Origin of the sequence: Rhodococcus sp. IEGM 1406 (genome assembly GCF_030056745.1) — a bacterium.
Lineage (GTDB): Bacteria > Actinomycetota > Actinomycetes > Mycobacteriales > Mycobacteriaceae > Rhodococcus_F > Rhodococcus_F erythropolis.
Window position 1 is genome coordinate 1,599,275 of the sequence record NZ_JASHKO010000001.1, and the last position, 12,571, is coordinate 1,611,845.

Annotated in this window: 15 protein-coding genes and 1 tRNA gene; 12 read left to right on the forward strand and 4 right to left on the reverse strand. The window is 63.5% G+C overall.

Annotation, left to right across the window (positions count from 1 at the left end; genetic code table 11):
* The first annotated feature begins 16 nt into the window (after nucleotides 1-16).
* The 6 genes from QM596_RS07740 (at nucleotide 17) to QM596_RS07765 (ending at nucleotide 5,302) form a co-directional block, all read left to right on the forward strand.
* A complete protein-coding gene (locus QM596_RS07740; protein ID WP_003946409.1) occupies nucleotides 17-628 on the forward strand; it encodes a trimeric intracellular cation channel family protein in 612 nt (203 codons plus the stop codon).
* A gap of 70 nt (nucleotides 629-698) precedes the next feature.
* Nucleotides 699-1,385, forward strand: a complete 687-nt coding sequence (locus QM596_RS07745; protein WP_003946387.1) for a response regulator transcription factor — start codon at nucleotides 699-701, stop codon at nucleotides 1,383-1,385.
* A 65-nt stretch (nucleotides 1,386-1,450) separates the two neighbouring features.
* Nucleotides 1,451-2,830 (forward strand): HAMP domain-containing sensor histidine kinase, encoded by a 1,380-nt coding sequence (locus QM596_RS07750; RefSeq protein ID WP_020908630.1) that lies wholly within the window; start codon nucleotides 1,451-1,453, stop codon nucleotides 2,828-2,830.
* Nucleotides 2,831-3,056: 226 nt separating this feature from the next.
* Nucleotides 3,057-4,541, forward strand: coding sequence for a S1C family serine protease (locus tag QM596_RS07755; protein ID WP_232253322.1), 1,485 nt, complete (start codon nucleotides 3,057-3,059; stop codon nucleotides 4,539-4,541).
* Between the two features lie 80 nt (nucleotides 4,542-4,621).
* Nucleotides 4,622-5,119, forward strand: coding sequence for a MogA/MoaB family molybdenum cofactor biosynthesis protein (locus QM596_RS07760; protein ID WP_176720912.1), 498 nt, complete (start codon nucleotides 4,622-4,624; stop codon nucleotides 5,117-5,119).
* A gap of 6 nt (nucleotides 5,120-5,125) precedes the next feature.
* Nucleotides 5,126-5,302, forward strand: a complete 177-nt coding sequence (locus tag QM596_RS07765) for a hypothetical protein (RefSeq protein WP_020908628.1) — start codon at nucleotides 5,126-5,128, stop codon at nucleotides 5,300-5,302.
* 60 nt (nucleotides 5,303-5,362) lie between these two features.
* Here the strand turns inward: QM596_RS07765 and mscL are convergent, their stop codons facing one another.
* The 4 genes from mscL to QM596_RS07785 all read right to left on the reverse strand — a co-directional run bounded on the left by mscL (nucleotide 5,363) and on the right by QM596_RS07785 (nucleotide 7,710).
* On the reverse strand, nucleotides 5,363-5,785 hold the full coding sequence (mscL, locus tag QM596_RS07770; RefSeq protein ID WP_029255923.1) for a large conductance mechanosensitive channel protein MscL: 423 nt from the start codon (nucleotides 5,783-5,785) through the stop codon (nucleotides 5,363-5,365).
* Between the two features lie 99 nt (nucleotides 5,786-5,884).
* Nucleotides 5,885-6,631: an SAF domain-containing protein gene (locus QM596_RS07775; RefSeq protein WP_283308569.1), complete on the reverse strand. Its 747-nt coding sequence runs from the start codon at nucleotides 6,629-6,631 to the stop codon at nucleotides 5,885-5,887.
* Between the two features lie 77 nt (nucleotides 6,632-6,708).
* On the reverse strand, nucleotides 6,709-7,020 hold the full coding sequence (locus tag QM596_RS07780; protein ID WP_283308572.1) for an FmdB family zinc ribbon protein: 312 nt from the start codon (nucleotides 7,018-7,020) through the stop codon (nucleotides 6,709-6,711).
* Between the two features lie 111 nt (nucleotides 7,021-7,131).
* Nucleotides 7,132-7,710 carry a 5-formyltetrahydrofolate cyclo-ligase gene (locus tag QM596_RS07785; protein ID WP_019744726.1) on the reverse strand — a complete coding sequence of 193 codons (579 nt, stop codon included), beginning with the start codon at nucleotides 7,708-7,710 and terminating at the stop codon, nucleotides 7,132-7,134.
* Between the two features lie 59 nt (nucleotides 7,711-7,769).
* Here QM596_RS07785 and QM596_RS07790 point away from each other — a divergent pair, with 59 nt between their 5' ends.
* The 6 genes from QM596_RS07790 to QM596_RS07815 form a co-directional block, all read left to right on the forward strand.
* Nucleotides 7,770-8,681 (forward strand): UTP--glucose-1-phosphate uridylyltransferase, encoded by a 912-nt coding sequence (locus QM596_RS07790; protein WP_019744725.1) that lies wholly within the window; start codon nucleotides 7,770-7,772, stop codon nucleotides 8,679-8,681.
* Nucleotides 8,682-8,806: 125 nt separating this feature from the next.
* Nucleotides 8,807-10,066 carry a molybdotransferase-like divisome protein Glp gene (gene glp / locus QM596_RS07795; protein WP_003946353.1) on the forward strand — a complete coding sequence of 420 codons (1,260 nt, stop codon included), beginning with the start codon at nucleotides 8,807-8,809 and terminating at the stop codon, nucleotides 10,064-10,066.
* A 21-nt stretch (nucleotides 10,067-10,087) separates the two neighbouring features.
* Nucleotides 10,088-10,723, forward strand: coding sequence for a GNAT family N-acetyltransferase (locus QM596_RS07800; RefSeq protein ID WP_007727523.1), 636 nt, complete (start codon nucleotides 10,088-10,090; stop codon nucleotides 10,721-10,723).
* 267 nt (nucleotides 10,724-10,990) lie between these two features.
* Nucleotides 10,991-11,725: a divisome protein SepX/GlpR gene (gene sepX / locus QM596_RS07805; RefSeq protein ID WP_019744722.1), complete on the forward strand. Its 735-nt coding sequence runs from the start codon at nucleotides 10,991-10,993 to the stop codon at nucleotides 11,723-11,725.
* A 116-nt stretch (nucleotides 11,726-11,841) separates the two neighbouring features.
* Nucleotides 11,842-11,917: transfer RNA gene (locus QM596_RS07810), tRNA-Ala, on the forward strand.
* Nucleotides 11,918-12,191: 274 nt separating this feature from the next.
* A partial coding sequence (locus QM596_RS07815) for a hypothetical protein (RefSeq protein ID WP_283308576.1) occupies nucleotides 12,192-12,571 on the forward strand: 380 nt, incomplete at its 3' end.

Consider the following 12,571-nt stretch of genomic DNA (forward strand, 5'->3'; position numbering starts at 1 on the left):
GTGCGATCCTTGGCCGGTGCTGCTGAGGATCCTCGAACTGGTGGGCATCGTGGCGTTCGCGGCCTCGGGTGCCCTGGTGGGCGTCACCAAGCGACTCGACATCTTCGGGGTGTGCTCGGTGGGAGTGTTCACCGGCATCGGCGGCGGTATCGTCCGCGACGTCCTCCTCGGCGTCCATCCGCCCAGCTCGTTGAGCAGTTGGCCGTACTTCGGAACGGCCGCCGCCACCTCACTCGCCGTGTTCTACCTACACGAGCCGCTCAATCGACTGCGTCGTGAAATCCTGGCGCTCGACGCCCTGGGGATGGGCTTGTTCGCGAGTACCGGCGCCGTCATCGCGCTGGACAACAACGCCAGTTCACTGGCGGCGACGTTGATCGGTGCGACCGCGGCGATCGGCGGCGGAGTGATCCGCGACGTCCTCGTCAACGAGGTACCGCTGCTCCTGCACAAAGACCTGTACGCGGTTCCCGCACTGCTCGGCGCTGCGTTGGTGGTCACAGTCTCGCAAGCCGGACTGTCCACCAACGCCGCGCTGGTGTGCGGCACGGCGTTCGCCGCGGTGTTCAGACTGCTTGCGTTATGGCGTCATTGGAGCCTGCCCGGGCCCAGGCGAACCCGGGACTGACCGCGACACGCCGGAGGCCGGAATCGGACCCTCTCAGCCGCATCTCAGCACTTCAGTCCAAACTGTCGGTATGCGTATTTTGGTGGTCGACGACGACCGGGCGGTTCGCGAGTCGCTTCGGCGGTCGCTCAGCTTCAACGGCTACACGGTCGAGCTCGCGGTCGACGGGCTCGACGCACTCGAGAAGATCCTCGCCAACCGGCCGGACGCCGTCGTGCTCGACGTCATGATGCCGCGACTCGACGGACTCGAAGTGTGCCGTCGTCTTCGCAGCGCCGGCGACGACCTACCCATCCTCGTGCTCACCGCCCGCGATTCGGTCAGCGAGCGAGTCGCCGGCCTCGATGCCGGAGCGGACGACTACCTGCCCAAGCCCTTCGCTTTGGAAGAGTTGCTTGCCAGGTTGCGTGCACTACTGCGTCGCACCGCGCCCGATCTGGACGCCGATTCCGAAATGATGGCCTTCGAGGACCTCACCCTCGACCCGGTCACCCGTGAGGTCAAGCGCGGAGAGCGATCGATCAGCCTGACCCGCACCGAGTTTTCCCTCCTCGAAATGCTCATGGCCAACCCGCGTCGCGTGCTCACCCGTGGACGCATTCTCGAAGAGGTGTGGGGGTACGACTTCCCGACGTCCGGCAATGCGCTCGAGGTGTACGTCGGCTACCTGCGTCGCAAGACGGAAGCCGACGGCGAACCGAGGTTGATCCACACCGTCCGCGGAGTCGGCTACGTCCTGCGGGAGACGCCTCCGTGATCACCGCTCCGTTCGGCAAGAATGCCGAACCGAAGAAATCCTCCACCACCCAAGCGTCCGTCGAAATGCGCCCGCCGATGCCACTGACCCGTTCGGTGTCATTGCGTTGGCGTGTGACGCTCCTCGCTGCGTCGGTGGTGGCCATTGCCGTCGCAGTCATGGCGATCGCTGCCTACGCGGTGGTTTCGCGTGCGCTCTACGCGGACGTCGATCACCAGTTGCGTACCAGGGCGGCGGTGCTCATCGACAGCAATGTCGTGCGCTTCGATCCTCGCTACATCTCCGGTGCGACGCTGTACACCACCGACATCAGTGTGGCCCTGATCTTCTCGGACCTGAGTACGTACCAGCCGCCCGGTTCCGACGTGCCGATCGGTGAAGCCGAAGATGCCGTTGCGCGTGGCGAGTCGGATTCCTCGCTGCGAACCGTCGACGGTCAGCGAGTGCTGGCTCAACGAACCCATGACGGAAGCACTTTGGTGATCGGTCAGCGGCTCGCGCCGACCGTTGCAGTACTGGACCGTCTGGCCTGGGTGCTCTTCGTGGTCGGCGGGTGTGGCGTCATACTTGCTGCGGTGGCGGGTACTACCGTGGGCCGCACCGGTTTACGGCCCATCGCCAGGCTGACTGCCGCCACCGAACGCGTTGCAAGGACCGACGATCTGACGCAGATCCCCGTTACCGGCAGCGACGAATTAGCGCGCCTGACAGAGAGTTTCAACACGATGCTGCGGGCGCTCGCCGAGTCTCGTGAGCGTCAGTCTCGCCTCGTTGCGGACGCCGGACACGAGTTGCGCACACCGTTGACTTCGTTGCGTACCAACATGGAATTGCTGATCGCGTCCAGTCGCCCCGGTGCGCCGCAGATTCCCGACGAGGACATGGCGGAACTTCGTGCCGACGTCGTCGCACAGATCGAGGAACTGTCGACTCTGGTCGGTGACCTTGTCGATCTGGCCCGCGAAGACGCGCCCGAAACCGTGTACGAGCGCGTAGACGTCAGCGACGTCGTCGAGCGTGCGCTCGAACGAGCGCGGCGCAGGCGCAACGAAATCGAGTTCGAAGCGGTCACCACTCCGTGGTACGTCTACGGAGATCAAGCGGGCCTGTCGCGTGCGGTGCTGAACGTCCTCGACAACGCTGCGAAATGGAGTCCGAAGGGCGAACAGGTACGCGTCGAAATGCGTCCGGTCGGCCAAGGATTGTTGGAATTGACCGTAAGTGATGCGGGACCCGGCATTCCGGAGGAGGATCGGGAGTTGGTGTTCGATCGTTTCTACCGGTCGACCGCGGCACGTTCGATGCCGGGATCGGGTCTGGGACTTGCGATTGTGCGTCAGGTCGTCGTCAAGCACGGCGGCACCATCGCGATCGACGAATCCGATCGTGGGGGAGCGCTTGTTCGTATCGTGCTTCCCGGCGAACCAGGGCCGAGCGCCGAGTAGCGTGTTCTTTAGACCCGTTGGTCCCGTGCTTCGGTGACTGACGTCACGAGTTAATGCGTTCGGCCCGAGAGTCTTTCGGGCCGAGCCGACAACACCGGATTTTCACGTCGAACTCTGGGTAAAGTGACAGGCACGTCTCAGCGCCTTCTCAGCAGCGCAAGGCAGCATTGTCGGCAGAACAGTTGTGACTGCCCGTCCGGTGGTCACCGTAGACGAAAGCGAGCCGATGACCGAGGACCGTAACGTCGGGCCGACCCGGCCCGAGCAGCCCAACAGCGAGCCCACCACCCAGGCGCAGCCGACAGCACCTCAGGCGCAGCCTCCTGTGCCGCCGCAGCAGCCTCAGGGGCAGGCGCCTCAGCAGCCGTACCAGCCGACCGAATCCTTTGCCCGACCCACCGAAGGCCGACCCACCGAAGCCTTCGGGCAGGCGCCGCAGCAGCCCACGCAGGCTTTCGGCCACCCGCACGGTGCCCATGAGGCCGCGTACCAGCAGAGCGCCCCGTACGGCGCACCCAACCCTGGTGGCCCCAGCGGTCCGAACGGCCCGGGCGGCCACAACCAGATCCCCGCACCGCTGCAGGGGCCGAACTCCGGTTCGACCACCACAAAGCCGAAGTCGGGACGCATGGCGCTGGTTGCCGGTGCTCTGGCGCTGGTTCTGGTCAGTGGTGGTGTCGGTGGCGTGGTCGGTGCCGTCGTCGCGGACCGCAACGGTGGAACCGCGACGGTCACCAACTCTCTGAACGCTCCGAAGCCCACTGCGACCAACACGTCCAACGCTCCCGCCGGCTCGGTTCAGGCCGTTGCCTCGAAGGTGGTGCCGAGCGTCGTGCAGATCGAGGTCGCCACCGCGCAGGGACAGGGCGGTGAGGGTTCCGGTGTCATCCTGTCCTCCGACGGCCTGATCCTGACCAACAACCACGTTGCCGGCGCACAGGGAGCGCAACTTCGCGTCGCGTTCTCCGACGGAACCAAGGCCTCGGCCACCCTTGTCGGTGCCGATCCCGTCTCCGACATCGCCGTCATCAAGGTCGACGGCCGCAACGACCTCACCCCCATCGATCTCGGCAACTCCGGCGACGTCCAGGTCGGACAGCAGGTTGTGGCCGTCGGGTCCCCGCTCGGCCTGGCCGGCACGGTCACCGAAGGCATCATCTCCGCACTCGATCGCCCGGTGTCCACGAGCGGCGAATCCGGCAACCAGAACACCGTCATCGACGCTCTGCAGACCGACGCAGCGATCAACCCCGGCAACTCCGGCGGCGCCCTCGTCAACATGGACGGCCAGCTGATCGGCATCAACACGGCGATCGCCTCGCTCGGAGCGTCGTCGGGTACCCAGGGCGGTTCCATCGGCCTCGGTTTCGCCATCCCGATCGATCAGGCACGCCGCGTCGCCGACGAACTGATCAAGACCGGCAAGGCGACTCAAGCCATGATCGGCGTGACCGTACCGTCGCAGGACAACGCCGACGGCGCAACCGTCATGGATGTCACTGCTGACGGGCCGGCCGCCAAGGCCGGTATCCCGAAGGGTGCAGTCATCACCAAAGTCGACGATCGTGTTGTCGCAGATGGCGATTCGCTGATCGCGGCAGTGCGTTCACATGCTCCCGGCGACAAGGTCTCGATCACGTACAGCGACGGCGGGCAGACCAAAACCGTCGACGTCACGTTGGGAACCGCGGCAGCGCAGGGCGGCCGATGATGTCCGGCGATCAGCAGACGATCGACCCGATCTTCGGCCAGATCGCAACGGCGTCGGGATCGGACACTACGGTAGGTGTCATGGAACTCGAAGCCACATCGGCCGGCCGCGCTCTGGTCGTCATCGTCGACGATCGCACAGCCCACGGCGACAACACCGACTCCATCGGTCCACTGGTTACGGAACTGCTGAACGAAGCGGGTTTTCTCGTCGATGCGACGGTCGCCGTCGCCGCCGACGAAGTGGAGATCCGCAACGCTCTCAACACCGCAGTCATCGGTGGCGTCGACCTCGTCATCTCGGTCGGCGGTACCGGGGTATCCCCGCGTGACGTCACTCCCGACGTGACCGCAGAGGTTCTCGATCGCGAGATCCCGGGAATTGCCGAAGCACTTCGCGCTTCCGGTCTGTCGGCCGGATCGCTCGAAGCAGGCTTGTCCCGCGGCCTCGTCGGGGTTTCGGGAAGCACCGTGGTCGCCAATCTGGCGTCGACCAGGCCGGCAATTCGCGACGGCATGGCAACCCTGACGGCATTGGCGAGTCACGTCATCGCCGAGCTGTCCAGCCTCGAGGGCTGAGTCAGCTTGTCGGAGCAACCAGATACCCCGAAGAAGCCGCCAGTCGACAAGAAGCGCCTGGCGCACATCTTCGGGGATGTCTTTCCCGAGACGACGTCGGACGAGCGGGGTCCTGAAGGTTCCTCGCGATCCTCGGACGACGACTGGCTGCGCAGTCAGCGGCCCCCGCACCACGGCGGTTGAGAAGTAAATCAGGCCCTCGGACACAATGTCCGAGGGCCTGATTTGTTCTGTGAGCGCTGCCTATTCGAGCGTCTTGGCGTGAGCTCCCGTGTCGGCGCCACCGGCATTGGCGGAGAGGATGTCGCGGATCTGGATGAGCAGATCGGTTTCGCTGGCTTCCTTGTCCTCGGGCTCGGAGACGAACTTCTTCTTCGCCGCATTCGCGGGAACGATCAGCACGAAGTAGACGACCGCCGCGATGATGATGAAGTTGATGATCGCGGTGACCACGGCGCCGAAGTTCAAGAACGTCTCAGCGGTGTCACCCGTCAGCTGAATGCCCCACCCGTATTCGTTGCCGCCGCCGATCGAAGCGACGAGTGGGTTGATGATGTTGCTGGTGAATGCCGTGACGATGGCGGTGAAGGCTGCGCCGATGACCACGGCGACGGCCAGGTCGAGCACGTTTCCGCGAAGCAGGAAATCCTTGAATCCCTTGAGCATGTCGGTGTCCCCTCGAGTCTCCGATGGCAAGTGCCAGATGGTCCGTTGATACCGAACCGACTGGAAAAATCCTAGAGGAGCTTCGGACGCTTTGTGCGGTCAGCGGAATGTCACGGTGATCGCATTGGACAGGGATGCCGCGGCAACGACGTTGGCTGCCGGTGTCGGCAGAGCCAGCAGAATCACCTGTTCCTGCTGGTTACGTGTACTTTCCGACGTGGTGACCAGAGCGACTACTGCTCCCGCCGCAAGAATCTGCGGGGCCTGGTCGGCAATTGATTCGTTGGGTGTGTCGGGGCGGGATGTGTCAGTGCGGGATGTGTCAGGGCCGACGGTCAGGACGTCGACGACATCCCCGCTGCGCAACATGTCCGCGACGGCTGCATCGGCCAATCGAACGGGGACGATACGGGCGTCGTCGGTTCCTACCGACAACCCGGCCAGCCGTGGGCTGAGAACGCGCACGTCGGTAACGGTTTCTCCGGAGCGAATCGGGCCGGCAACGGTTCTCCCGACTACCAGGTCGGTATCGGAGACAACTCCTTCGGGAAGTTGTTTCGAGTCGATCTCTCGGATCTCGACATCCGAATCCGCGATCACCTGTCCGGGAGTGAGATCGCGACTCGAGACAACTACGGCGACCGTATCGGTCGCGGGATCGCCTCGGAAGAAGAGAACGACGCCGAGTGCGGCCAGGGCAACGGCTGCGATCTTGCGGACTGTCGCCGTGCGGAACCGAGTGCCGCGCGTCAGTTCGACGACGCGATCGAAGGTGCTCGGGGTGAGATCGAGCTGGGCGCGCAGTGGATCGGAGCGCCTCGGCGAGCGAGAACGTGCTGACGGCATTCATGCACGTTAGGGCCGGAAGCGGTGCTTCCGGCCCTAACGATGTGAAACTGTGGACAACCCGGAGGTTGTGGAAATCAGCTTGCGGCAGCCTTCGCGGGCGCCGGCGTGCTGGTCGACGAACTCGATGTCGAAGAGGAGTTCGACTTGGACTCGGACTTCGCAGCGGGTGCCGAATCACTCTTGGCGGGCTCGCTCGCAGTCCCGGAGCCGCCGCGGCTGTCGGTGCGGTAGAAGCCGCTGCCCTTGAACACGATGCCAACAGAGTTGAACAGCTTGCGGAGCTTGCCTGAGCAAGCTGGGCAGACCGTCAGCGAATCTTCGCTGAAGGACTGGACGATGTCGAAACGGTTGTCACATTCCGTACATGCGTATGAGTAGGTGGGCACCGGGCTTCCTCCGCACTGTGATGTTCGAGCAGCCGCGTATTTACACCGCAGCCTTTAGCACTCTACAAGTGACAGTGCCAACAGCGCTAATCAGGGATCTATTCCCGCAGATCAATCGCCTTGGAGCCGCGTGAGACCGCCGCTCGGCGTCAATGCCCATCCCATCGGAATGTCGTGGTCGTCGGCAGGCAAGGTCTCGACGAGTTCGGAGTCTCTGACAATTGCCACGAGCCGAGTCTGCGGTCCGACCGACCCGAGCGTCCGGTCGTAGAAGCCTGCGCCGCGGCCGAGGCGTGTTCCACGAAGATCCACCGCGAGAGCAGGGATCAGCATGCATTCCACGTCGGACAGGGTTTCCGGTGGTAGGACGGGTCCGGCGGGCTCCCGAATGCCGTACTTCGCGGGGCGTAAACCGTCGGCACCGCTGTATTGAACCCAGGACAACGGTCCGGGTTCCCCGGTGATCGGAAGTAGTACACGCTGCGCGATCTCGGCAACGGCGTCGAGCAAGTCGGTGGATCCTGGTTCGGTGCGGGTGGGGACGTACGCACAGACGGTTGAGCCGTCGACAATCACTGAACGTATGTGCGTGATCAACGCCGCAGTTTCCGTATTTCGAGTGTGCTCGGAGACTGCATCACGTGCTGCGAGTGCGATTTGTCGCCATTGTGCTTTTGTCTGAGGTGTCACCCCGCAACGATATTCGTCGTGCTGACCGAGCGGTAACAAGCGGCGGCTAAGGTGTTGGCATGACAGACGTTGTCGCTAGCAGCACGAGGGCCTTCCGTACGGCCGTGGTTCCCGCAGCCGGACTTGGTACGCGTTTCCTGCCTGCCACCAAGACGGTTCCGAAAGAATTGCTGCCGGTCGTGGACACACCGGGTATCGAACTGGTGGCGGGTGAAGCTGCGGACTCGGGAGCCGAGCGGCTCGTCATCGTGACGTCCCCGGGCAAAGACGGAGTGGTTGCGCACTTCGTCGAGGATCTCGTGCTCGAAAGCAAGCTGGAAGCGAGCGGAAAACTTGCTGCCCTGGCAAAGGTGCGCAAAGCGCCGGGTTTGCTCGAAGTCGATTCCGTGATTCAGGAGCAGCCCCTCGGCCTCGGGCATGCAGTCGGTTGCGTCGAGTCGGTTCTCGACGACGACGAAGATGCCATCGCGGTCCTTCTGCCCGATGATCTCGTACTCCCGCGTGGCGTCCTGGAGATCATGGCGCGAGTTCGGGCCAAGCGCGGCGGGTCCGTTCTCTGTGCAATCGACGTTCCCAAGGACGCAGTGAGCGCTTACGGCGTCTTCGACGTCGAAATCGTTCCCGACGCGGTCAATCCCGACGTCCTCAAGGTCGTCGGCATGGTCGAGAAGCCGGCTGTGGAAGACGCGCCGTCGACCTTTGCCGCTGCGGGTCGCTATCTGCTCGATCGTGCGATCTTCGACGCACTTCGCCGCATCAAGCCGGGAGCCGGCGGTGAGTTGCAACTCACCGACGCCATCGCTCTCCTGATTTCCGAGGGTCATCCGGTTCACGTGGTGGTGCACCGCGGAACGCGTCATGACCTGGGCAACCCCGGCGGGTACCTCCGCGCTTCGGTTGACCTGGCACTCGACAGTGACGATTACGGTCCGTCCTTGCGTAAGTGGCTCGCGGATCGGCTCGACCGCTGAGCGTGTCGCCACGGTGGTTGATCGCCCGATAACGCAGTATCAATGTGCTTGTCCCTTTTCGAAGGCAAGGCATCATGAGCTGACGGATATCACCGAATTTCCAGACACAGGAGGACGCGGACCAGATGCGGTCGGTTGAGGAGCAGCAGACCAGGGTTACCGCTGCTGCAGTGGCACCCCGTCCGGTTCGGGTCGCCATCTCGGAGGCGCAGGGACTGCTGTGTGCCGAGGAAGTGGTGACCGAACGCCCATTGCCGGGATTCGATCAAGCTGCCATCGACGGTTACGCGGTTCGCAGTGTCGATGTCGCCGGCGCTGGAGCCGACCTCCGCGGCGAGGACGGCGAGCCTACGGACCTCAGCTTGCCGGTGGTCGGCGAGGTGACGGCAGGCTCACGCCAACCGATCCGGTTGCAACCGCGTCAGGCCGTTCGAGTCGACACGGGCGCGCCGCTGCCCACGCTGGCCGACGCCGTGCTCCCGCTCGAAAACACCGACGGTGGTCGCGCTCGCGTCAGGATCTTCGAGCCGGTGCGTTCGGGCGATTACGTTCGCCGTGCAGGTGACGACGTCCAGCCGGGCGACGTGGCAGTTCGGGCAGGCACCATCATCGGAGCCGCGCAGGTCGGTTTGCTTGCCGCGGTCGGTCGCGACAAAGTGCTCGTCCATCCGCGTCCGCGTCTCTCCGTCATCAGCGTCGGTGGAGAACTTGTCGACGTGGATCGCACGCCGGGGCCTGGTCAGGTCTACGACGTCAATTCGTATGCCCTCGCCGCCGCAGCGCGCGATGCCGGCGCCGACGTCAACCGTGTGGGAATCGCAGGCAACGACTCGCGCCGTCTTCGCGAAGTAGTCGAGGGACAGCTGATTCGCTCGGAAATCGTTGTCATCGCCGGTGCCGTGGGCGGCGGAGCGTCCGACGAGGTTCGTGAGGCGCTTGCCGACCTTGGGACACTCGAGGTGGAGCGCGTTGCCATGCATCCGGGATCAGTGCAGGGCTTCGGCAAGCTGGGACGAGACGAGGTTCCGACCTTTCTCCTACCGTCCAACCCGGTAAGCGCACTGGTGGTATTCGAGGTCATGGTTCGCCCGCTGATCAGAATCGCGCTCGGACGCCGCCAACCGATGCGGCGAGTAGTGAAGGCGCGCACGGTGGGAACGATCACGTCGATTGCCGATCGCAAGGGTTTCCTGCGTGGTCAGCTGATGCGTGACGAAGCGACGGGGGAGTACCTGGTGCAGGCACTCGGGGGTGCGCCCGGTGCGTCCTCACATCTCCTCGCGACCTTGGCGGAAGCCAATTGCTTGGTTCTTGTCGATCGAGACGTCACCGAAGTGCACATCGGTGAAGAAGTCGACGTAGCTTTTCTCGCCCAACGTGGGTAACGCCGACCCGAGTGGGGTGTGATGTCAGTCCATCCAGGATGGCCGGAAGATCTCGGCCCACTGCGAGTGCCCGCGGGAGTGGTGACCGTCCGCCCCGTGAAGCTCCGTGACGCTGCTGTGTGGAGTCGCCTCCGCATTCGCGATCGCGAGCACCTGGAGCCGTGGGAGCCCACCGGAGAGTCGCCCTGGGATGCTCGCCACCACATCACTGTCTGGCCGTCCCTGTGCGGGAATCTTCGCTCCGAGGCGCGCAAGGGCCGGATCCTTCCCTTGGTGATCGAACTCGACGGGAAGTACTGCGGGCAGGTCACCATCGGAAATGTCGTGCGCGGCGCTCTGCGGTCCGCCTGGGTGGGCTATTGGGTCGCCTCGCACGTCACCGGTGGGGGCGTAGCCACAGCGGCCGTGGCGCTCACACTCGATCACGCATTCTCGAAGGTCGGTCTGCATCGAGTGGAGGCGACCGTTCGGCCGGAGAACGCATCGAGTCGCGCAGTCCTACGAAATGTTGGGTTCCGGGAGGAAGGTCTTCTCAAGCGCTATCTCGATGTCGACGGCCAATGGCGTGATCATCTTCTGGTCGGAATGACCATCGAGGAAGTACCCACCACCGTCGTCGACAGATTGGTGCGGTCCGGACGCGCTTCGTGGGTGTGACCAATACGGCGCCACGAGCGTGAGAAACGCGAGCTAAACGACAGTTACCGCTGAGTAGTCCTACTTTCGGCCGGAAAAATGTGGTTTTTGATTCAACCAGAACTTGAGACTTTTGGGACTGAACCGGAAGTTCAGTTCGGTACGCGTGTGACACATGAGTATGGTGGGGTTCGGCGCGTCGGCAACGATGCGAGGGCGTCGGCCGTTAACCTTGACTCGTCAACGGCTGGCATAGGTGCTGGTAGGTGATCGGGAGGAGGCCGCGGCATGCCTAGCTCATTCGTGTGGATCGGGCTGGTGGCCGTGTGGCTGTTCGTCCTGGTGCCGATGCTTGTCAACAAGCGCCCCAGGATCCGGCAGACGAGTGACGCGGCGCTCGCGACTCGAGTACTCCACCGCGGCGACAGCAACCCTGTTCAGCGCGGGCCGGCAGCAGGACATCGAAGCGATCCGAACTGGCAACCAGAACCAGTGCGCAGCAGCTACGACGCGGAGGACCAGATGGACACTCACGCAGAAGACGACTACACCGGCGGTCGTGCACCGGTCGGAGAATTTGTTCCCGTTCGGCGCGGCCGAGGCGGATTCGACCCCGAGGCGGATGCCATCGCCCGGGAGGCGCGGTACGCATTCCGTCAGCGGACATTGTTGGGCCTGGCATTCGTCGCGATTCTCTCGGGCGCTCTCGCATTGATCATTTCGCCGATGGTGTGGTGGTTGTTTGTGCTGACCGTGTGCGGCCTCGGTGGGTACATGGCGTACCTACGTCGGCAGGTTCGGATCGAGCAGGAGATTCGCCGCCGTCGTACCGAACGACTCAACCGATCGCGACTCGGAGTCGAATCGCACACCGACGAAGAGTTGCGCCTGATTCCGGCGCGACTGCGCCGACCAGGAGCGGTTGTCCTCGAGGTCGACGACGAAGATCCGGCGTTCGATCACCTGGATCACTACGAAGAAGAGATCAGGCACACCGAGATGCGTCGCGCGTCCGGTCAGTGACCTATCTCGGTCGATCTTCTGGGCAGATCTTGTCGGGCCGAAAGTTCGTGTCGGGTGATTCCAACGGGAGTATTCGTTCCTGTTAGAGTTGCCGAGCACCGCTGAGGCGGTGGCACGGGGCTGTGGCGCAGTTGGTAGCGCGCTTCGTTCGCATCGAAGAGGTCAGGGGTTCGATTCCCCTCAGCTCCACCAAGAAGTACCAGCAAAAAGGGTCTTTCAACGAAAGTTGAACGGCCCTTTCCTGCATTTTCAGAGCCTGCCCGAATTGTGAAGATTTAGCTCGAGTGTGCGCCGTTTCATACGATTGCGACCGCTGATCCGGACCGTTGAGCTTCCAAGTGAGGGATGATCCTTGGGCGGATACATGTTTGCCGGAAATGTAACGAGGGTGTGTCCGGTGCGATAGGCACGATGAGTCTGCCGCAGTTTTCCGCAGGTCGGACGTATGTGTCGGGGAGGAATGTCGATGAGCCAGCCACGACGGCTAGCGATGATGCTTGTTGCTGTGATGTGCCTGATGGGTATCGGCGTCCTTGCCGTATCGGTCTTCCCTGCCATCGTCGCCGCCCAACCTGGCGGCAACAGTGGCGGTGGAAACAATGGCAACGGAAACGGCAACTACGGCAACAACGGCGGCAATAACAACGGCAACAACGGCAACAACGGCAACAACGGCAACAACGGTGGCGGTAACAACGGCAACGGCAACGGCAACTACGGCTGGCATTGCCACCATCACAACTGCGGTACAACGGTAATTCCGACGCCGACCACGACTGAGCCGACCACGACGACTGAGCCCACGACGACTGAGCCCACGACGACTGAGCCGACCACGACGACTGA

What these genes read in the sequence shown, in the direction of transcription:
- QM596_RS07745 (WP_003946387.1), top strand. Translation starts at nt 699, where the DNA reads ATGCGTATTTTGGTGGTCGACGACGACCGGGCGGTTCGCGAGTCGCTT.
- QM596_RS07750 (WP_020908630.1), top strand. Translation starts at nt 1,451, where the DNA reads ATGCGCCCGCCGATGCCACTGACCCGTTCGGTGTCATTGCGTTGGCGT.
- QM596_RS07755 (WP_232253322.1), top strand. Translation starts at nt 3,057, where the DNA reads ATGACCGAGGACCGTAACGTCGGGCCGACCCGGCCCGAGCAGCCCAAC.
- QM596_RS07760 (WP_176720912.1), top strand. Translation starts at nt 4,622, where the DNA reads ATGGAACTCGAAGCCACATCGGCCGGCCGCGCTCTGGTCGTCATCGTC.
- mscL (WP_029255923.1), bottom strand. Translation starts at nt 5,785, where the DNA reads ATGCTCAAGGGATTCAAGGATTTCCTGCTTCGCGGAAACGTGCTCGAC.
- QM596_RS07775 (WP_283308569.1), bottom strand. Translation starts at nt 6,631, where the DNA reads ATGCCGTCAGCACGTTCTCGCTCGCCGAGGCGCTCCGATCCACTGCGC.
- QM596_RS07790 (WP_019744725.1), top strand. Translation starts at nt 7,770, where the DNA reads ATGACAGACGTTGTCGCTAGCAGCACGAGGGCCTTCCGTACGGCCGTG.
- glp (WP_003946353.1), top strand. Translation starts at nt 8,807, where the DNA reads ATGCGGTCGGTTGAGGAGCAGCAGACCAGGGTTACCGCTGCTGCAGTG.
- QM596_RS07800 (WP_007727523.1), top strand. Translation starts at nt 10,088, where the DNA reads ATGTCAGTCCATCCAGGATGGCCGGAAGATCTCGGCCCACTGCGAGTG.
- sepX (WP_019744722.1), top strand. Translation starts at nt 10,991, where the DNA reads ATGCCTAGCTCATTCGTGTGGATCGGGCTGGTGGCCGTGTGGCTGTTC.